This is a genomic window from Eubacterium sp. AF22-8LB, assembly GCF_003458715.1.
Lineage (GTDB): Bacteria > Bacillota_I > Bacilli_A > Erysipelotrichales > Erysipelotrichaceae > Holdemanella.
Genome location: NZ_QRVI01000002.1, coordinates 34,887 through 54,957, shown reverse-complemented (window position 1 = coordinate 54,957; position 20,071 = coordinate 34,887). Strand labels below are relative to the sequence as shown.

21 protein-coding genes are annotated in these 20,071 nt (G+C 32.4%); 5 read left to right on the top strand and 16 right to left on the bottom strand.

Translation table 11 applies throughout. The annotated features are described in order from the left end of the window. Positions 1–186: 186 nt before the first annotated feature. The 5 genes from DWY01_RS01195 to DWY01_RS01175 form a co-directional block, all read right to left on the bottom strand. Positions 187–1,458 carry a helix-turn-helix domain-containing protein gene (locus DWY01_RS01195; RefSeq protein ID WP_117992520.1) on the bottom strand — a complete coding sequence of 424 codons (1,272 nt, stop codon included), beginning with the start codon at positions 1,456–1,458 and terminating at the stop codon, positions 187–189. Between the two features lie 155 nt (positions 1,459–1,613). Further along, positions 1,614–1,940 carry a lysozyme family protein gene (locus DWY01_RS01190; protein WP_243001932.1) on the bottom strand — a complete coding sequence of 109 codons (327 nt, stop codon included), beginning with the start codon at positions 1,938–1,940 and terminating at the stop codon, positions 1,614–1,616. A 139-nt stretch (positions 1,941–2,079) separates the two neighbouring features. Further along, positions 2,080–2,295, bottom strand: a complete 216-nt coding sequence (locus tag DWY01_RS01185) for a hypothetical protein (RefSeq protein ID WP_117992519.1) — start codon at positions 2,293–2,295, stop codon at positions 2,080–2,082. Between the two features lie 256 nt (positions 2,296–2,551). Next, the gene (locus DWY01_RS01180; protein WP_117992518.1) at positions 2,552–3,820 is read right to left on the bottom strand and encodes a helix-turn-helix transcriptional regulator; all 1,269 of its coding nucleotides are present in this window, start codon (positions 3,818–3,820) and stop codon (positions 2,552–2,554) included. Positions 3,821–4,120: 300 nt separating this feature from the next. Continuing rightward, positions 4,121–4,336: a hypothetical protein gene (locus DWY01_RS01175; protein WP_371412809.1), complete on the bottom strand. Its 216-nt coding sequence runs from the start codon at positions 4,334–4,336 to the stop codon at positions 4,121–4,123. Positions 4,337–4,485: 149 nt separating this feature from the next. Between DWY01_RS01175 and DWY01_RS01170 the strand changes: the two genes are divergently transcribed. From DWY01_RS01170 to DWY01_RS01160, 3 genes are all read left to right on the top strand, one after another. Further along, positions 4,486–5,253 (top strand): type IV toxin-antitoxin system AbiEi family antitoxin, encoded by a 768-nt coding sequence (locus tag DWY01_RS01170; protein WP_117992517.1) that lies wholly within the window; start codon positions 4,486–4,488, stop codon positions 5,251–5,253. Next, positions 5,243–6,193, top strand: coding sequence for a nucleotidyl transferase AbiEii/AbiGii toxin family protein (locus DWY01_RS01165; RefSeq protein ID WP_158553627.1), 951 nt, complete (start codon positions 5,243–5,245; stop codon positions 6,191–6,193). Before DWY01_RS01170 ends, DWY01_RS01165 begins: the two co-directional genes overlap by 11 nt. Positions 6,194–6,293: 100 nt before the next feature. Then, on the top strand, positions 6,294–6,485 hold the full coding sequence (locus tag DWY01_RS01160) for a hypothetical protein (RefSeq protein WP_371412808.1): 192 nt from the start codon (positions 6,294–6,296) through the stop codon (positions 6,483–6,485). Positions 6,486–6,634: 149 nt separating this feature from the next. Here DWY01_RS01160 and rpsI read toward each other — a convergent pair whose 3' ends face one another. Beyond that, positions 6,635–7,036: a 30S ribosomal protein S9 gene (rpsI, locus tag DWY01_RS01155; RefSeq protein ID WP_117573786.1), complete on the bottom strand. Its 402-nt coding sequence runs from the start codon at positions 7,034–7,036 to the stop codon at positions 6,635–6,637. Positions 7,037–7,049: 13 nt separating this feature from the next. Then, positions 7,050–7,487: a 50S ribosomal protein L13 gene (gene rplM / locus DWY01_RS01150; RefSeq protein ID WP_003864733.1), complete on the bottom strand. Its 438-nt coding sequence runs from the start codon at positions 7,485–7,487 to the stop codon at positions 7,050–7,052. A gap of 386 nt (positions 7,488–7,873) precedes the next feature. On the opposite strand from rplM, the gene DWY01_RS01140 reads away from it, so the two are divergent. Next, positions 7,874–9,562 (top strand): IS1634 family transposase, encoded by a 1,689-nt coding sequence (locus DWY01_RS01140; RefSeq protein ID WP_117992515.1) that lies wholly within the window; start codon positions 7,874–7,876, stop codon positions 9,560–9,562. Between the two features lie 130 nt (positions 9,563–9,692). Here the strand turns inward: DWY01_RS01140 and DWY01_RS01135 are convergent, their stop codons facing one another. Both DWY01_RS01135 and DWY01_RS11850 read right to left on the bottom strand, forming a co-directional pair. Continuing rightward, a complete protein-coding gene (locus tag DWY01_RS01135) occupies positions 9,693–10,007 on the bottom strand; it encodes a DUF2871 family protein (protein ID WP_243001931.1) in 315 nt (104 codons plus the stop codon). A gap of 91 nt (positions 10,008–10,098) precedes the next feature. Then, positions 10,099–10,233 (bottom strand): hypothetical protein, encoded by a 135-nt coding sequence (locus tag DWY01_RS11850; protein WP_256372075.1) that lies wholly within the window; start codon positions 10,231–10,233, stop codon positions 10,099–10,101. Positions 10,234–10,325: 92 nt separating this feature from the next. Between DWY01_RS11850 and DWY01_RS01130 the strand changes: the two genes are divergently transcribed. Then, positions 10,326–13,220: a glycoside hydrolase family 2 TIM barrel-domain containing protein gene (locus DWY01_RS01130; protein ID WP_158553626.1), complete on the top strand. Its 2,895-nt coding sequence runs from the start codon at positions 10,326–10,328 to the stop codon at positions 13,218–13,220. Between the two features lie 35 nt (positions 13,221–13,255). Here the strand turns inward: DWY01_RS01130 and DWY01_RS01125 are convergent, their stop codons facing one another. The 7 genes from DWY01_RS01125 to DWY01_RS01095 form a co-directional block, all read right to left on the bottom strand. Next, positions 13,256–14,236 carry a S66 peptidase family protein gene (locus DWY01_RS01125; RefSeq protein ID WP_117992513.1) on the bottom strand — a complete coding sequence of 327 codons (981 nt, stop codon included), beginning with the start codon at positions 14,234–14,236 and terminating at the stop codon, positions 13,256–13,258. 370 nt (positions 14,237–14,606) lie between these two features. Further along, positions 14,607–14,951, bottom strand: coding sequence for a cupin domain-containing protein (locus tag DWY01_RS01120; RefSeq protein ID WP_117992512.1), 345 nt, complete (start codon positions 14,949–14,951; stop codon positions 14,607–14,609). Positions 14,952–14,961: 10 nt separating this feature from the next. Further along, positions 14,962–16,020: a tryptophan--tRNA ligase gene (gene trpS, locus DWY01_RS01115; protein WP_117992511.1), complete on the bottom strand. Its 1,059-nt coding sequence runs from the start codon at positions 16,018–16,020 to the stop codon at positions 14,962–14,964. A 12-nt stretch (positions 16,021–16,032) separates the two neighbouring features. Further along, positions 16,033–17,034 carry a UDP-glucose 4-epimerase GalE gene (galE, locus tag DWY01_RS01110; RefSeq protein WP_117992510.1) on the bottom strand — a complete coding sequence of 334 codons (1,002 nt, stop codon included), beginning with the start codon at positions 17,032–17,034 and terminating at the stop codon, positions 16,033–16,035. A gap of 47 nt (positions 17,035–17,081) precedes the next feature. Then, positions 17,082–17,552: a CpXC domain-containing protein gene (locus DWY01_RS01105; RefSeq protein WP_158553625.1), complete on the bottom strand. Its 471-nt coding sequence runs from the start codon at positions 17,550–17,552 to the stop codon at positions 17,082–17,084. A gap of 11 nt (positions 17,553–17,563) precedes the next feature. Beyond that, a complete protein-coding gene (locus tag DWY01_RS01100; protein ID WP_117992508.1) occupies positions 17,564–19,342 on the bottom strand; it encodes an aminopeptidase P family protein in 1,779 nt (592 codons plus the stop codon). Between the two features lie 18 nt (positions 19,343–19,360). Next, on the bottom strand, positions 19,361–20,059 hold the full coding sequence (locus DWY01_RS01095) for a hypothetical protein (protein ID WP_117992507.1): 699 nt from the start codon (positions 20,057–20,059) through the stop codon (positions 19,361–19,363). Positions 20,060–20,071 lie beyond the last annotated feature (12 nt).

Here is a 20,071-nt window from a genome sequence, read left to right as displayed (position 1 = left end):
TTATGTCAATTCCAATTATAATATAGTATATTTGACGTCACTTCATGAGCTAAACCTTGAGAATGATACCCTAAAGCCAGCTAACAAAATATGAACTATAATATATTTCATTACAATTCAATTGATTAAAATGCTCTTTCTGATTTCAATATAAAGTAATTGTAATAAAAAAACAATCCCAATTTTTTAATTAAGTTTTAGCCCTATATCTTCAATTATTTGATTCGCATATGACATCTTGTAGAAATTTTCTTGTAATTCTTTCACTTTTTTTAATTTATTTTGTACTCCATGATCAAGATATAACTCATTTAGTAGTTTTAAAACTAACATAGCTCTGTCAACTTCACCTGCAGTCAAAGCTAAATTATAGCAACTTTCTATACGCTCAATAGCCTTTTCACGCTTATTATCAATCAAGTATTTTAAACCTTGAAAGAAATTCTTATAATATTTACCTATACTATTGTTACTTAGAGATTGGCGTATATATTTTTTTGCTAATGTATAATCTTTAATAAATAAATGAAGCAAAATCCTATACAAAACTAAATCATAATCGTCTTCCAAGTATTTCTGATCTACCATTCCTAAATACTTAAATCCATTCTCATAATTCTTTTGTAGTAAAGAAATCAATACTAAATTAGATAGAATACAATATTTTAGAAATTCTTCATTCCGAATTTTTGATTCTTTTAACAGCTTTAGATTCAAATTTTCAGCTTCAACATATTGTTCTGTATTTAAATACAGCACTCCTTGGTTCAATAATAAATAACATAATCTTTCAAAAGAAACTTCTTTAATCGCAATCTCTATACTTTTGCGAATATATTTTTGTGCCAAAGTATAATATCCTAAATTCAAATAAATACTGCAATAATGATAATGATTCATTAAAAACTCATTATCATATAATCGCGATTGATTTAAATACTCCAAAGCTTTTATACTATCGTTCAAATACATTTTTTCTAGCGCTTTTATATCATAATAAATAGATAATTCCTTATTTGAAAATGAACTTTTTCCTATTTCAAGAATTCTTTTAAACAGTTGTACATCTTCATCATTTTGATTGATAATTCCATCCATATATAGAATTAGATAATACTCAAATCGTGCATAAGAGCAGCTAATGAAAGAATTGTTTTTAACTTCTTCTATTGTAGAATTCATTTCATCTGTTGATAAATTTGAATATTGAGTATAAATATATAGAACTAAATCAATCATCTTTTTTCTATCGGCTTTATAATCAAACGAACAACCACATACATGACAAATTTCATTTATCTTCTCTTTAGTTGCTGAATTCTTACCTGTTTCAATCTGAGAAACAGTAGATTCACTTACTTTCAAAGCAGATGCTATTTTTTTCATTGGAATATTTTTTTCAACCCTAATACTCTTTAAAATATTGCCGATCAATGACCTGTTTATATTATTTGACACATTTCTCACCTTTATTTCCAATGCACAATGATGGTCAGTTTACTTTACATCTTAAATCATAAACCAAACATTATTTTATATTTCTTATGATTAATTCTAATCGTTTATTTAGGTTCATTCAATACGCAATATTTAATTAAGAAAATACAGCATATTTATATTATTTGATAATCGGATGAATCCTTTACTTTTGCTTTCTTTAAACAATCAGAAAAAGTATGTGTTCCCACTTCAATGGAATACTCAGGATCTGTAATTCCATTAGGTACTCTAGGATATTTTGTATTATACCCTGACTCACTTGCCTGCATTGGATCATTCCCTTTTTCTCCTGATTCCTGCATCATAATTGCCTGCAACAAAGAGACATAATCCTCAATATCAGATTCTTTTGCATATTTTCGAATTGTATCTTCATACGCAATGACTTCATCACTTAGAGAAACCATTTCACTATTTGATCCACCATCCTGTGCCAACACACTAAATGTTCCAATAAATTTTGGGTGTATCTATATTGATGAAAACGAGAAATAAACAGTCAAAAGAGTATCACCATAAACAAGTGATACTCTTTTATTGAGAAAACTTAATTCACACATAAAATCAATAATAATTGGATTAATGTGCATCAGGAAAATCATTTTTGAATTTGCCACCATAATGATTGTTCTTATAGTTTCTAATATATAGTAATACAACCATTATTACTAGAACAATGCCACAGATGGCATACATGGTAGTTGAATTTAAATTATAGAATAAATAACAGATTACTGTACCAACAATAATTAATAATCCTATAATCACAAGGAATGCATCCACATATTTCTTCATTTAAAACGCCCTCTTTCTTATTATAAAATTTTAGTAATGGTGTTTTTTGTATCTAAATCACATTTTTTAATTGTTCATACTCATCTGGACTTAGCTTTGCCAATGCATTAATTCTTGCATTGAATATGATTATATTGTCTCCATTTTTAAAACAATAATTATAAAGTGATTATTTCATTTCAAATATCCTTTCTTCTAAAAGAGCTCTTCTAAATTCAATATATACGAACAGCCTTTAAAAGACAATCCTAATTTTTTAATTAAGTTTTAACCCTATATCTTCAATTATTTGATTCGCATATGACATCTTGTAGAATTTTTCTTGTAATTCTTTCACTTTTTTTAATTTATTTTGTAATCCATGATCAAGATATAACTCATTCAATTGTTTTAAAACAAAAATTGCTCTATCATATTGTCCATTTTTTAATGCGATTTGATAACAGGTTTCAAAATTAGCAATGGCTTTCATAGGTTTATTATCCATCATATATTTTAAAGCACGGATAAAATTCTCATGATATTTTGAATTCTTTACATCTCTTAAAAAAGAAGCAATACACTCTTTTGATTTCGTATATTCATGGTCAAAATAGTATAGAAGACATTTATACATTTTTAAATCTAAGTCATCTGTAAATTGTTCATCGATTCTGTTTAGATAATCAAATCCGCTTTTTATATCTTTTTGAATCAGCGAAGTAAAAACTAAATTTGATAAAATACAATATTTCATGATTTCATTTTGCCTTTTAATGGATTCATTTAATAGCTTTAAAAACAACTCATTTGCCTCATCATAACGAGATGTATACATGTAAAGTACGCCTTGATTCAACAGCAAATAATATAATCGATCGAAAGACAATTGCTGAACTGCCATTCTTAAACTCTTATGAATATACTGCTGTGCCAAATTAAAATATCCCAAATCCAAGTAAATACTACAATAATGGTAATTTATCATTAAATGATTACCATTATTACATAACGCCTTGTCTAAGAACCTTAATGCTTCCTTTGTTTCATTCAAATACATCTTCTCTAATGCCATTATATCGTAATAAATGGATAATTCTCTAACCGAAAAGTTATTCTTTCCTAATCCAATAATTCCTTTATATAAAGCCGTATCCACTTCTTTTTGATTTATAATAGCATCCATATATAAAATCAAATAATATTCAAATCTAGCATAAGAACAAGCAATATTATGTGTATCTTTTACTATTTTAATAGTTTCATTCAACTCTTCTTTTTTTAAATCTGTATACAAATCATAAATATCATATACACGATCCATAATTAGATTTCTATCCAAATCAAAATTAAATGTTTGCCCACATATTTCTGTAAACAAAACAATCTTCTCATTTGTTGGTTTATTCTTACCAGTTTCAAATTGTGAAATTGTTGCTTCGCTCACATCCATATTCTGTGCAACTTTTTTTATAGGAATCTTTTTCTCTGTTCGAATGCTCTTTAAAACATTACCTATTAGTATACGACTAAACTTTTCTTGCACTACTTTTCACCTTTATTTCCGATTCAAAATAATTGTTCAGTTTTCTTTATATATACATCTTAAATCATAAACCAAACATTATTTCATATTTCTTATAATTAATTCTAATCGTTTATTTAGGTTCATTCAATACGCAATAATTAATTAAGAACTGGAGATATATAAATTAAATGATCAAATTTGCTCCTCTTATTTAAACAAGAATGATCTTCATGAGCAGAAGAATTCTTTAATAGTCCATATAATGAGAATATTTCATATTTTTTCATTATCGGTTTATTTTCTGGAAACCCAAAAAATTCAAAAAACATAATAATCTTTTACTATATCTTCTGGTTTGACAATTTCATTAACTTTTAACGCTAATTCAAGAACTTTCTTTTTATTAGCTTCGCCATTCGATAACAACAGTCTCTCGAATAATGAAATACTAATTTGTCTTTTTAGCTCTCTAACTAACCAACTTGCTTTAATTGCTTCTTTTTCATAGAAATCGCTTTTGCCATCATCTGATATATATAGTAATTCACAGTAATGCGACCAACTTAAATCTGGTAATTTTGATATTTCAAATAAGAATGCTATTTAGAAATTTAGTTAAATATATGCATATAACACTTACTTTTTAAAGGGTTTTATGTTAATGTTTAACTAGGTGATATAATATGAAATATTATAATGAAATTTTAGATTTAGGTATCTTTACAAGACAAGACATACAAAGAATTATTCAAAATCCCAAAACTGCTGAATCCTTTTTATCTCGTTCCCTAAAAAAAGGATATATTAAAAGAATTAAACAAAATTATTATATTGCGATAGATATCGCAAATAATACTCCATTTTGTAACAAATATGTTATTGCCACAAAATTAGATAAAAGCAATTATATATCTTATCACTCTGCTTTAGAATATCGTGGTTTCAATAATCAAGTATTTAATGAAGTTGTTTATTCTGGTCATAGAAGAATCAACGATTTTGAATTTGAATACGTTGCTTATCATTTTGTTCAAAGTAAATGTGATCTTCAAATTGAAACAAATTATGATGGTGTTAAAGTAACAAGTATTGAAAGAACAATGATTGATTGTATTGATCAAATAGATTTAGCAGGTGGCATTGAAGAAATTTATCGTGCTTTTGATTCAATTCATAATATTAATGAAGATAAGTTAATTGAGATATTAAATTTTTATAACAAAAAAGTATTATATCAAAGAGCTGGCTATATTTTAGAGACGTTTAAAAATAATTTAAGTATCAGTAATCCTACCCTCGACTATATTCATTCACAAATAGGTTCTTCTAAATGTTATCTAAATTCTTCTAAAAAAGTAAGTAATACAACATTAAATAAAAAATGGAATGTTTGCGTGCCCAATTATATTTTAACAATATTAAGCAAAGGAAGTGATGACAATGAATTTTAATAAAAGACAACTTCAAAAAGAAGCTGATAAATATCATTATATAAGAGACACTTATGAAAAAGTTATTCGTTTAGTTGATATATTATCTTATATCCGTATGGAGCCTGACTTATTTAATAATTTAGCTTTAAAGGGTGGAACTGCAATCAATTTAACAATCTTTGATCTACCGCGCCTATCAGTTGATATTGATTTAGATTTTACCACAAATTCTTCGAGGGAAGAAATGATGCAAAAAAGAAAAAGAATCAAAGAGTTGCTCGTAAACTATTTAGAGAAAAATGGTTATAAACTTGATAAAGACACTCGTGAACATCATGCTCTAGATAGTCTTAAAGCAAGTTATATTAATGCCGGTGGAAATTCTGATACCATCAAAATTGAAATTAATTATATGCTCAGAGCCCATGTTTATGAACCAGTGATTGTAAAAACAAAAGACTATGGTTTGATTGGTGAAGTGGAAATTCGAGCTATTAATCCAATTGAGATATTTGGAAGTAAACTAGTAGCTCTTATGACACGTTCAACTCCTAGAGATCTTTATGATTTTTTATACATGATAAATTCAAATATATTTAATGAAATAGAAATAAATAAAATGAAGAAATGCGCAGTATTCTACAGAGCTATCAGCAATGAAAATGGTAATTTTGACTTCAATTTGAATAACATTGATTCCATTTCACAAAATCATATTAAAAGATTTTTACTTCCTGTTATTAATTCCAAAGAATTTTTCTCATTACCAGAAGCTAAACAAAAAATTATTGATTTCTTTAATGAATATTTTGTATTAAATGAAAATGAGTCTATGTTCTTAGATCAGTTTAAGCAAAAGAATTATATGCCTGAACTGCTTTATGATGGCGATGAGTTAAAGAGAATTAAAAATCACCCTATGGCTTTATGGAAAACAAGAACAACAAAGAAACTTTAAGCATCCCTACGGATGCTTTTTTTAATTGAAAGAAAAAGACCACCCATAAAAGAGTGATCTTGATATTTCTTGTACGATAAGATAATTACGTGATATGTACTTGGAACGAATGAAAATGAAGCACACTCCGCATGATACAAGACATACTCGTATATCATTACTGACAAAAGCGGATGTGAATCCAACTACGATCAAGAAGATTGTAGGTCATAAGGGAGCCATGAGTTTAACAGAAAAAGTATATACTCATATGGATTATCAAACGTTATTGGATGCGATTAATAAAATATAAAAAATGCCTCGAAGTGATATTCTTCGAGGTTTTTCTGTTTAAAAGTTTGTGTGGCCTACTTGTGGCCTACGCATACGATTTCATAATATTTAGGCAAAAGAAAAAAGCCTTTATATAAAGGCTTTTGCTTTCTCTTAAGTAGTAAAATACTAACGTTTAGAGAATTGTGGAGCACGACGAGCTGCTTTAAGACCGTATTTTTTACGTTCTTTAGCACGAGGGTCACGAGTAACGAATCCTGCAGCTTTTAATACTGGACGGTAGTCTTCACTAGCTTCCATTAAAGCACGAGTGATTCCGTGACGCATAGCACCAGATTGACCAGTGTATCCTCCACCTTGTACGTTGATAATCACATCAAATTGATCAACTGTGTTAGTGATTTCTAATGGTGATTTAACAACCATACGTAAAGTTTCCAATGGAAGGTATTCTTCCAAAGTTTTTCCGTTGACTACGATATTACCTGTACCTGGACGTAAAAAGACACGAGCAACAGATTTTTTACGACGTCCAACGCCATGATATTGAACAGTGTTAGATTTTTTCATATTCTATTCCTCCTTATCCTCTTACCTTCAATTCAACAGGTTTTTGAGCTGCATGTGGGTGTTCGCTACCAGCGTATACGAATACGTGTCCACGTTGTACATCACCTAATTTAGTGTGAGGTAACATACCTTTGATTGCTCTTTCAACCCATTCAACAGGGTATTTCTCTTTCATTTCTTTAGCTGTACGCACACGCATACCTCCAAAGTATCCAGAGTGGTTGTAATACTTTTCAGTATTCAACTTGTTTCCAGTCATTTCGACCTTGTCAGCATTGATCACAATTACATAATCACCACAGTCAACATTTGGTGTATATGTAGGTTTGTGTTTACCTTTTAATACATGAGCACATGTTGAAGCCAAACGTCCTAATGTTTGTCCGTTTCCATCAACTACATACCATGTACGTGTTACATCGGCAGGTTTTGCCATAGTAGTTTGACGCATATCTAATTTCCTCCTTGATTTGAGCGTTTACCGGGGCTCAAAAGGCCAGAGTTTAGCCATCTAATATGATATGCAATATCTATATAAAAGTCAATCAAAAAAAGCAAAAAGTTTAGCTTTATTTTAGCTAAACTTTGATCTTGTTTTCTTTTATCTTTTTATAATCAATTGAAGGTATATCATCAATGATTTCTATATCAAATTGAGATAGTTTTTCTAATGCCCGTCTTTAGAGGTTTGCACCATGAATGTTTAGAGGCTATTCTGAGAAAAAGTTGAGATTCTCCAGTATTTATCGTTGTTTTTGTACTTTAAATTTATTTTATTTTTTTTATTTATTTGGTATAATTATGGTGTAAATGTGTAATATTTGGAGGACACTTTCTATGGCCTATTTTCTTAAAAAAACAAAACGAAATGACAGACTTTATCTTTCCATCTATGAGAGTTTTTATTCTCCGGAAACTAAGAACACCCGACATAAAAGTTTTCGTAAAATCGGTTTCGTTGATGCTCTTATCGAACAGGGTATAGATGATCCAATCTCTCATTTTCAGAAAGAAGTCAATGAACTGAATTCTAAAAGGGAGACAGAAAAATGTCGTATCAACTTTCAACAGATTTCTGACGTTTCACCAGAACTATGTCTGGGTTATGTGCCAATTGCGAAAATCTTGAACATACTGGATGTAAAAGAACATTTTGGGTATTTAAGTTCTTCAAGGAAATTCGAGTTCGATGTATATGATGTCTTTTCCGCTCTTGTATATGCTCGTGTCGTTGCGCCTTTATCTAAACATCAGACTTTTCATGATATTCTTCCAAAGCTATATGTTCAAAAAAACTTCAGTTATGATCAACTCCTAGAGGGCTTGGAATTCATGGGCGAAGAATATGAGAAACTGGTTGAAATACTAACCGTTGCGACTGATGACAATTTTATCCTGGATTCCAGCCGTTCTTATTTTGATTGTACAAACTATTACTTTGAAATCGATAAGGAATCTACTCTTCAAAAAAGAGGTCCTTCCAAAGAAAATCGAAAGGACCCTATTGTGGGAATGGGCCTTCTTTTAGACGCACAGATGTTACCAGTCGGCATGAAGATATTCCCAGGCAATGAATCTGAAAAGCCGGTCATGCGTGATCTAATCCACGATTTGAAATCAAGAAACAATATCAAGGGCCGTACCATCCAAATAGCTGATAAAGGCCTTAACTGTGCTAAAAATATTATTGAAGCTATTGATAATGGAGATGGCTATCTGTTTTCGAAATCTGTAAAAACCCTTCCTGAAAGAGAAAGACAATGGGTTCTTCTTGATGACGGATTCGAAACAGTGTTTGATCAGAACGGAGAACCTGTTTATAAAATCAAGGAATGCATCGATACGTTTACCTATTCATACAAGGATGATTACGGGAATGTCATAACTCGTAATTTAAAAGAAAAAAGAACAGTTACCTATAACTTCAGTCTCGCGAAGAAGAAACTGATGGAAATCAATAGAATGATTGAAAAAGCCAAGGCACACCGTGCATGCCAGGCCAAAAAAGAAGAATATGGTGAATCATCAAAATATATGCAGTTTCTAGATGATCAGGGAAAAAGTATAAAACCCCAGCTAAATCAAAAAGCTATAGACAAAGACAAAGAACTAGCCGGATATAATATGCTCGTAACATCTGAAATCAATATGTCATCAAAAGACATATACAATGCTTATCATCAGCTTTGGCAAATCGAAGAATCCTTCCGCATCATGAAGTCCGAACTTGATACACGTCCAGTCTATCTACAAAAAGAAAATCGAATCAAAGGGCATTTCTTCATCTGTTACACAGCCGTGTTATTATCACGAATCCTTCAATTCAAGATTCTGGAAAATAAATACTCAGCAAGTACAATATACGATTTCATGAGAAAATTCCGAGTTGTAAGAATCAACTCAACAAGATTCATAAATCTATTAACCAGCAAAGAATTCGTAACAGATCTATCCAAAAAATTAAATCAACCAATAACAAATTATTATCTAACAGATAAACAAATAAAAATGATGCATACTCGATAATCAAATATCGAGTGTTGCACCATTTTTTACTATTCAACCTCTAAAGTCAGGTATGAAACAAAAAAAGTTCATGTATTATAAATAAACATCATGAATTTTACCTTTATATAAAGATTAAAAACAAATTATGTTAAATTATCAAAAAACAAGGAACCTTGTCCTTGCCTGCATGTTTGATTTGTATCAAGATAAGAATTAATGCGATTCCAAGTAATATATGTCCAATTCCAGCTATACCAGAAAGAGCGTAAGACACAACATTCATTTGTGTTACCTGCACAATTCCTCTTACTACTAACATCATAACTGTCATATTTAAGCCTATATGATAAAGAATCAAATATTTATTGACCTTTTCATCCACAAAATGAACATTCATTTCATCTAAACCTAAAATCAAATAGTGCGTATGTACAACAGATAGTGTAGTCCATGCACTATACAAGCTAAAGCAGTATACATAATAGAATAATTCACAAATTCTTTCATTTAAAAAGCACCTTTCTTGATAAACATACACCTATCAAGAAAGATGCCTAAATAAACGCAATTATTTTAAATATACATAAAACGATCATTAAGATTCCAATCCATTTTATGAATTTAAATGTAACCTTTAGTCCAATATAAATTAAAGCTATTGAAATCACAAAACCAATTAAGTCTGACATTTTCAAACCTCCAATTTCCCATTTATTCTAATTGATTTTTATCTTTATTTCAAGCTATAATGAAAGTTACCAACATACGAGGAGTGATACACATGCGAACACCAGATTTAAACTGGCTAAAAGACTCAAGAGTCTTTCAAGTTAACCGGCTACAGGCCTATAGTGACCATATATATACAATTGGAAAGGATAAACAACCAAGCTCATTTTCATTAAATGGAACATGGAAATTCAATATGAGTAAAAACTATGATTCCACCTTTAAATTCTTTTATAATACAGAATTTAACGATTCAAACTGGGACGACATCCAAGTACCAGGACACATCCAGCTGCAAGGTTTTGATCAACCCCACTACACCGATGTAACCTACCCTTGGGATGGTAAGGACTATGTTAAGCCGGGACAAGTGGATATGGATCGAAACAAAGTCTTTCAATATCGAAAAAGCTTTGATCTTCCACAAGACTTCATCAATGACCGATTGATTCTTTCCTTTGAAGGCGTAGAATCTAACATCTACATCTGGCTTAATGGAAAGTTCATTGGCTACAGCGAAGATTCCTTTACACCCAGTCGTTTTGACATTACTAAATATGTACAAGAAAAAGACAACATCTTATGCGTACGCATCTTTGAAAAGTGCACAGGCACATGGCTAGAAGACCAGGATATGTGGCGCTTTAGCGGTATCTTTAGAGATGTCATGATCTATCGACAGCCTAGCCTTCATATACTGGATTTGAAAATGGATACAAACATTGATCTAGACACAAAGAAGAGTATTCTTACATGTACTTGTAAGCTAACAAATAGTCAAGCACATACACTGCAGGTCAAGCTCTATGATCCACAAGGAAATATTGTATGGAATGGCAATATGCAAGATCAATTTGAAATCCCTGTTGAAAACACAAGTCTTTGGAGTAGTGAATTTCCAAATTTATATCAATTGGAATTGGTTTTATACGATGCACAAAATGAAATTTTAGAAACCATACACGAACAAATTGGCTTTCGTAAATTCAGTCTTGAATATGGCATTATGAAATTAAATGGCAAACGCATTGTCTTCCATGGCATCAACCGCCATGAATGGGATCCAAAAAATGGAAGATGCCTTTCTTTAGAACAAATGGAACAAGATATCCATATTTTGAAATCATTAAACATCAACGCCGTAAGAACATCTCATTATCCAAACCATTCCTATTGGTATAAGCTATGCGACCAATACGGTATCTATGTGATTGATGAAATGAATTTAGAAACACATGGAGCCAATGAAATCATCCCACAAAACAAGCCTGAATGGACCGATTGTCTATTAGACAGAGCTCGAAGCATGTACGAAAGAGATAAAAACCATCCATGCATTTTAATGTGGTCACTAGGAAATGAAGCTGGCAGCGGATCTAACTTTATGATTCTACACGACTACTTCAAAGAACAAGATCCATCAAGACTCGTGCATTATGAAGGTATTACACAGGATCGCACATTTGAAAATGCTTCGGATATCGAATCAAGAATGTACGCCAGTCCTGAAAGTGTAAAAGCCTATCTAGAAGCACATCCCATCAAGCCATTCGTGTTGTGTGAATATATGCACGCAATGGGAAACAGCCTAGGCGGAATGGAAGAATATACCCATTTAGAAGATGAATACGAACAATACCAAGGCGGCTTTGTATGGGACTATGTAGATCAGGCAATCGAAAAAGAGGGTAACTATTATTATGGCCAAGACTTTGATGATTATCCAAACGACTCTAACTTCTGTGGCGATGGTATATTACTAGCCAATCGCCAAGAAACAGGAAAAAGCCAAGAGTTAAAACAACTCTATCGCTATGTCGATATGGAAATCCATTTTGATTCCGTTACGATCAAAAATAAAAACCTGTTCTACGATTTAAGCAAAGATACCTTTGTGTTTGAATTAAAAAGAAATGGTTTAGTCATTCAATCCGGTATCTTTAATACAAGTGTAGAACCGGGTACCACAAAAACGATGCCCGTACAATTTAAACAAATCAATACACCTGGCTACTATACAAAAACAATTTATTATAAAACACCATTTGGCATTCAATCCTTTGACCAACAAGTATTCGAAGTCAAAGAAGATGAACCCAATGCGCAGGCTATGCTCGTGGTTGAAGGACAAAATACAGTTGGCGTACAATTTATCGATACTGAATTTTTATTTGACAAAAGAAAAGGCTTAGTATCTATTTTAGTAAATAACGAAGAACTCCTAAAAGAAGCTCCTAGACCTATTTTCTATCGTGCTTTAACGGATAATGATCGTGGTGCTAACCAAAGTTTTGCCCCATGGCTGAATGCCAGTCTATTCCAGCATGTGACTGATTTTAAAATGGTTCGCAATTCAAAATGCGCCCAATTTATGTATACCATGCAGCTTGAATCGATTGAAGAGCCTTGTAAGCTTGTCTATACAATCTACAACAATCAAAATATTCAAATCCAGATGCATATGGATAAAAACTCAAAACGAACAACACTCCCATTATTCGGTATAGAATTTGCGTTAAAAGAAGAATTCTCAAACTTTGCGTACTTTGGCAAAGGCGAAAAAGATACATACATCGATCGAAACCATGCCTTAACCGACTTCTACTTTGAGGATATTAAAACAAACTACATTCCATACTTAAAACCACAAGAACATGGCAATCATGTGGAATGCAAATGGTGTGGCCTATCCAATCCAACAATTGGATTCAATATCAAGGCAGAAAATATGGAATGTCAAGCCAGCAAGTATTCCTTTATGCATCTTTATACAGCTAAGCATACATTTGAACTGCCACAAACACACACAACCTATTTGCGTATAGCTAAGCAACAAATGGGCGTAGGCGGAATCAATAGTTGGGGAGCAAAGGTACAACCACAATATTTGATTGATCAATCTAAAAACTTAGATTTTACTTGTACGTTATACATCAACAAGAAATAAAACAAGCTTTCACTGAAGCTTGTTTTTATTTATCATTACTCATTTAATTCATACTCAATACTTCCAGAACCATTTGAAATCTGAACATGAGCCATAGCGCCATTTACGACATACATATGCGGATAGGTATGTCCAATATCCATCTTAAATACAACATCTATTTCAGGCAAAGCCTTTTTAAAAGCCTCTTCATATCCAATTAAATCTGAAACATTCTTAAACAATACACGACCCACCAATATAGCCTTTGTGTATTTAAAATAACCCATATACTTCATCTTTAATAAAGCACGATATACATCACAGGAATTCATTGAAAAAATATCAAAGAACCAAATAATACCATCCGATTGATAACGAGAATTAAATTCTTCTACATAATCATAAGGCGTTCCTGCCATATCATTGATACTCTCAAAACATCCACCAAGTAATCTTCCCTCTACTTCACAACTGCCAATATATTCTGTTTTCGTATTTAAAATAGGTGCTCCATCATTATAAAAATTTACATCCTGATGTTTAGAGCTAGAATGAAGTACAGGATTTTCACCCTTCAAAAAATTCAAGCATAAATTTGAATATTCATTGATTCCATACACATCAAAGCTTCCGGCATTAAACCCATAAATTGTAGCTATATCACACTTACAAGTCACGGGAAACAATAGATTTGTAGGATCACTTGCCCCTAGATACCACTTTGGATGTTTTTCAATCCAATCAAAATCAATATATGGCAATGTTTCAAACTGAAAATCACCACCCGCAGCTAACCATACTGCACCAATACTCGAATCATTCACCAAAGAATTCAATTCATGAACACGCATTGCTCCATCACAACTCGGCTCACTATCATTACGAACACTACTACTTTCTACAACATTAAACCCAAAAGATTTAATATAATCTATAGACTCTTCAAAGCTGTCTAACTTATGTCCGACACCACTTGACATAGCACACACACCAATCGTATTATTTTTCTCATTTAAAAACTTAGGATATTTCATAATTAAAAACCTCCATATCCATTATAAAGGAAAAACGACAAGACACAAAGTCCTGCCGCTTTCCTTAAGTTTAAGATAGAAAGGAAGTTTCATGTATTAGCTCTCAATACATATTTATTATAACCAATCTAACTTCATTTGTCTTTGTACTTTTTAGTTAAATTGAATTTATTTGAAAAAAAAAGAGTAGGCTGCTTTCCTACTCTTTGTGTATTCTCTATTAAGTCGCGATTTAAGAGAATAAGTTGACGGATATTTCTCACAGAAATATTATAGAGAGAAATAGTTCTATGTGCGAAAACGCTTTCACAAAACCATTAGTATTATAACGTAATTTTGTATAAGTTGTTTGCACAAATTAATAAACTATTTATATTTTTTGTTCATGATCATAGATAATCAATGCCATAAACACTAAATCTTCATCCTGTTCATTTAAAATACTATGACCCTTGCCATTCGGTGTAAAATAGTGTTCACCTGGTTTTAAATATAAAGTTCTCTCATGATTGTCATCAAGTGTTGCCGTTCCAGAAAGGACAAAATAATCTTCGCCATCTCCATTATGAACATGATAACCAACACTGCAACCTTTTTTTAAAGTAACCTTGGCATAGACACGATTCATACCATGCATTTCATCAGCCATCATGACATGTTCAAAATGTGCAGTGCCTGTTCCACCCATAAAATTTTCTTTATCTACAACTACCATAATCTATCCCCTAAATCAAAGAATTATCTTTAAAATAATTAATTTTCATACTTGATTTTACTTCATCCAAAGTCTTTTCAGCTGTGGCATACGCCTTTTTTGTACCCTCTTCTAAAATCTTGACAACCTCTGGAAGTTTAGCTTCCCACTCTTGTCTTCTTTGACGAATAGGTCTTAATTCTTCCTGCATTACACTATTTAAGAAACGTTTTACTTTTACATCTCCTAAACCACCACGCTGATAGTGTGCCTTTAATGCATCTAAGTTTTCATATTCAGGCAAGTACTTTTCAAAGTGCTCCGGCTTACAGAACGCATCTAAATAAGTAAATACACAGTTTCCTTCAATCTTACCAGGATCACTCACCTTAATATGATCAGGATCTGTATACATACTCATAACTTTCTTTTTGATTGTTTCTTCATCATCCGATAAATAAATACAGTTACCTAATGATTTAGACATCTTCGCCTTACCATCCGTACCAGGAAGTCTTAAACAAGCACAGTTTTGTGGTAATAAGATCTTTGGTTCAACCAACGTCTCCCCATAAATGGAATTAAATTTATGTACAATTTCCTGTGTCTGCTCAATCATTGGCATCTGGTCTTCTCCAGCAGGAACTGTCGTTGCCTTAAACGCTGTAATATCGGCTGCCTGTGAAATTGGATAACACTGGAAGCCAACTGGAATACTCGCATCAAAGCCACGCATCTTAATTTCTGCTTTTACAGTTGGATTTCTTTGAAGACGACTCACTGAAACTAAGTTCATATAATAGAATGTCAATTCTGTTAATTGACTAATTTCAGACTGAATAAAAATCGTTGTCTTACTAGGATCGATTCCACAAGCCAAATAGTCTAGGGCAACCTCTAAGATGTTTTCACGAACCTTATCCGGATTGTCAAAATTATCTGTCAATGCCTGTGCATCCGCAATCATAATATAAATTTCATCATATTCTCCTGAATTCTGTAAAAGAACACGATTTCTTAATGAACCAACATAATGTCCAATATGTAATTTCCCAGTGGGACGATCCCCCGTTAAAATAATTTTTGCCATAAATACCTCATCTTATAATAATTGTTTTTTCGCAAAATTCCATGTATCTCTACACATATCATCTAGATTCTTTTCTGCAACCCAGCCTAGTTCAACTTTAGCTCTTGTAGGATCTGCATAACAAGTCGCAATATCTCCTGGACGTCTAGGTTTGATCACATAAGGAATCTTAATACCATTCACTCTTTCAAAGGCATGTACAATATCTAATACACTATAGCCTTTTCCTGTTCCCAAGTTACAAATATGAACACCTGGCGTATTGTATTTTTCAATCGCAAGTACATGACCCTTAGCCAAGTCAACCACATGAATGTAGTCACGAACCCCAGTTCCATCCGGCGTATCATAGTCATCCCCAAATACGCCAAGTTCAGGAAGTTCTCCAGTAGCCACCTTCATAATATAAGGCATCAAGTTATTTGGGATTCCCTTTGGATTTTCACCAATCAATCCCGATTCATGTGCTCCAATTGGATTGAAATAACGAAGTAGAGTTACACTCATTTCTGGATTGGCGAACTGTACATCTGTTAAAATTCTTTCCATCATAGCCTTTGTAGCTCCATATGGATTGGTTGTTTCACCAAGCTTACAATCCTCTGTCAAAGGAACCACTTCTGGATCTCCATAAACAGTAGCACTTGAACTAAATACAATACTTGGCACATTGTATTTTTTCATCATCTTGGCAACCACTAAAGTTGTCATCAAGTTATTTGTATAATACTCAATTGGCTTTTGAACACTTTCACCAACCGCCTTAAATGCACAACAATGAATGACCGCATCCAATTTATTTTCTGCAAATACAGCTTCCGTCTTTTCTTCATCTAACACATTAAATTCATAAAACTTAACATGCTTTCCTGTAATCTTATAGATTGAATCCAACACATCTGGTTTAGAATTGGAGAAATCATCGATCACAACAACGTCATGACCACTTTCTAATAATTCAACACAAATATGACTACCAATATATCCGGTTCCACCTGCAATTAAAATATTCATATCTTAAACCTCATTTCTAGTGCCTATTATAACGCATTTTACTTAGACTACAAAATAAGAATCTCTTTACATTCCTTTTCCGTTAAAGATACAGCGACATCTTCAAACCAAAGACATCCATTTTTTTGATCATAATAATCAAAACGAATCGAATGACCCAGTTTTCTTTCCAACATCTTCTTCTTGTTGATAATCAAAACTGGATTTAAACACTGATCATAAATCTTAAATGCCAACAAGAACTGTGTCACACTATGACACAATACAACTCGTTCATCTTCGGGTAATTGATCAATCGTTTTATTTTGTGTTAAGACAAGATCAAACTTCTTTTTTGGATCTCGATATAGAAATGGATAGTATAAATAAAACATATTCTTACAATGTTGGCACTGGTGCATAAAGTAAGAACCATCATTTAATCTTTTTTTGGCCACACTATCCATTTGTGCAATCACAACCGTATCTCTTTTTATCTCAAAAACATGCCCACAATGTGGACATGTTACAGGTATCATTCTTTCCTTCATTAAATGGATCTACAAGCAGATTTCAACCAGTCTACTTCATCACTTGTTAAATAAGGACTAATCTTTTCAAATACTTCTTTATGATAATTGTTTAGCCAAGCCTTCTCTTCATTTGTCAATAATGAAACGTCAATACCATCTAAGTCAAATGGTACAAATGTCAAAGGCTCAAAATGCATGAACTGACCATAGTTGTTTGTGTTTCCCTTAACAACAACCATTTCATTTTCATGACGAATTCCAAACTTACCTTCACAATACACACCTGGTTCATTTGAAGTAATCATACCTTCGTCTAACACACACATTTCATTGCGGTGAGGTAAAACTCTCCATCTAAATCCATTTGGTGATTCGTGTACGTTTAATAAGTGGCCTACACCATGTCCTGTACCACATTGATAATCCATATCTTTGTCCCATAGTGGTCCACGAGCCAAAATATCTAAGTTTATTCCTGAACATCCAAATAAGAAGTGTGCATCAGATAAACGAATGTGCCCTCTTAAAGCCTTTGTAAACCAATATTTCTCTTCTTCACTGATTGGACCCAACACAAATGTACGCGTAATATCGGTTGTACCTTCTAAATATTGTCCACCACTATCAATTAGAAGCATACCCTCATTTTTGATGGCTACATTTGTTTCTGGCTTAGAAGAATAGTGCATCATAGCGGCATGGTCTTTATAAGCACAAATCGTATCAAAGCTATCCTCTAAATAGTTTTCTTGTTCACTACGCAAAACTTGTAATTTAGATTGAACGCTCATTTCGCTCATATCCACCTTACCCACATTATTCTTTAGCCAATACATGAACTTTGTGACGGCCACACCATCTTTAATGTGTGCCCACTTCGTACATTTTAATTCTGTTTCATTCTTTAAAGCCTTCCATAATACGATTGGACTTTCCTTAAAGACAGGCTTAGCCTTTAAATTTGAAACAATCGCATAGTTCACACTGGAATGATCGATTAAAACTGAGTTTTCTAAAGCCTTTGTATCTTCATAAATATCGTTATATCCACAAACCTTTACGTTATTTTTATTAAATTCTTTTTGTGATAATTCATCTAAACGAGAAGCGTCCATATAAATTGCAGCTGAATCTAAAGAAACAATGGAATAGGCTAGCGCAACTGGAAAGTTTGGAATATCATGGGCTCTTAAATTGTATAGCCAAGCAATCTGATCGACACTTGTTAGTACGATTGAATCCACATGGTTTTCCTTTAAGAAAGCACGCAAACGAGCCAATTTACTTTCCATAGATTCACCAGAAAATTTCTCTGCATAGTGGAAAGTTGGTGTACTAGGAAGCTCTGGACGATCTTGCCAGACATCATTCACTAAATCTAGATTTATATTCATATTTAAATGGGCTAAGTCAAATACAGATTTATATGCCAATGCATCCTTTGTGTTCATAACACGACCATCAAAACCCACCGTATCATTTTCTTTTAAGTTTTCAACAATATACGCATCAATCTCAGGAACACCAGGTTGGCCCATCTTCATCAAATCAATGCCTGTACCTTCTAATTGGTTAGCGGCCTGAATAAAGTAACGTCCATCTGTCCATAATGCAGCCTTGTCTAGTAATACAACTAAAACACCAGCACTCCCTGTAAAGCCAGACATATATTTACGACATGCGAAATATTCGCAAACATATTCTGTTTCATGGAAGTCACTTGTAGGTACAATGTAAGCTTGTACATCATTCTCCTTCATCTTTTCACGTAATTTTGAAATTCTTTCTGTAATCATTTTTAAATCCTTCCTTCTCTATGCCAAATCCTTTAGTGCATTCACCTGATAAACTTTATCCAAGAATTCAAATGCACCATAAGAAATAAACATGACAACTACAATCAAAAATATCATTTTCATAATATATGTTACAAAATAAACAGCCTTTACACTGTTTTCCAAACGCATATATTTAAAGTGTGACCACATAATAAAGAGTGGAAACAAAAATAATACGCCTTGGAATAACCAGTACATCCAAGTTCGATTTTGTAGCAGATATAATATATCAAACACCTTATGCGCTTGAAAATCAATCATAAACTGAGCAATTACCGCATCCGACATGTGATGATTTAAAAAGCCAAGGGCTCCTAAAAAACTGACACCCGCAAATAGATTTGTCAAGAACAAAACGGTTCTAGCTACAGATTGCGTCTTTCTTGATGTCACACGATTGGCTTGTGCCAACATGCATAAATAGCTCACCATAAAAAAGATGGCATATAAAATGGAATAAAAAGGTATAAAACAATAAAAAATACAAAATACAATGGAAACGCCAATCAAAAGATTCGCAATTGAATCCGTCGTTGAATTATATTTACGTATTTTTCGAATTCCATTTTTATGCATTGAGAATATGTGTGTAATGGCATTATAAACTGACTTCGGTAAAATCGACATTAAAATGACCAATATGCCCACTAGCCCAATTACTACATAATCACCCATAATATCCTCCCT

Coding starts and splice junctions, on each gene's coding strand:
- DWY01_RS01105 (WP_158553625.1), bottom strand. CDS start 17,552: ATGATACCTGTAACATGTCCACATTGTGGGCATGTTTTTGAGATAAAA.
- galE (WP_117992510.1), bottom strand. CDS start 17,034: ATGAATATTTTAATTGCAGGTGGAACCGGATATATTGGTAGTCATATT.
- trpS (WP_117992511.1), bottom strand. CDS start 16,020: ATGGCAAAAATTATTTTAACGGGGGATCGTCCCACTGGGAAATTACAT.
- DWY01_RS01125 (WP_117992513.1), bottom strand. CDS start 14,236: ATGAAATATCCTAAGTTTTTAAATGAGAAAAATAATACGATTGGTGTG.
- DWY01_RS01170 (WP_117992517.1), top strand. CDS start 4,486: ATGAAATATTATAATGAAATTTTAGATTTAGGTATCTTTACAAGACAA.
- DWY01_RS01130 (WP_158553626.1), top strand. CDS start 10,326: ATGCGAACACCAGATTTAAACTGGCTAAAAGACTCAAGAGTCTTTCAA.
- DWY01_RS01165 (WP_158553627.1), top strand. CDS start 5,243: ATGAATTTTAATAAAAGACAACTTCAAAAAGAAGCTGATAAATATCAT.
- rplM (WP_003864733.1), bottom strand. CDS start 7,487: ATGCGTCAAACTACTATGGCAAAACCTGCCGATGTAACACGTACATGG.
- DWY01_RS01140 (WP_117992515.1), top strand. CDS start 7,874: ATGGCCTATTTTCTTAAAAAAACAAAACGAAATGACAGACTTTATCTT.
- DWY01_RS11850 (WP_256372075.1), bottom strand. CDS start 10,233: ATGTCAGACTTAATTGGTTTTGTGATTTCAATAGCTTTAATTTATATT.
- DWY01_RS01095 (WP_117992507.1), bottom strand. CDS start 20,059: ATGGGTGATTATGTAGTAATTGGGCTAGTGGGCATATTGGTCATTTTA.
- DWY01_RS01100 (WP_117992508.1), bottom strand. CDS start 19,342: ATGATTACAGAAAGAATTTCAAAATTACGTGAAAAGATGAAGGAGAAT.
- rpsI (WP_117573786.1), bottom strand. CDS start 7,036: ATGAAAAAATCTAACACTGTTCAATATCATGGCGTTGGACGTCGTAAA.
- DWY01_RS01120 (WP_117992512.1), bottom strand. CDS start 14,951: ATGGTAGTTGTAGATAAAGAAAATTTTATGGGTGGAACAGGCACTGCA.
- DWY01_RS01185 (WP_117992519.1), bottom strand. CDS start 2,295: ATGAAGAAATATGTGGATGCATTCCTTGTGATTATAGGATTATTAATT.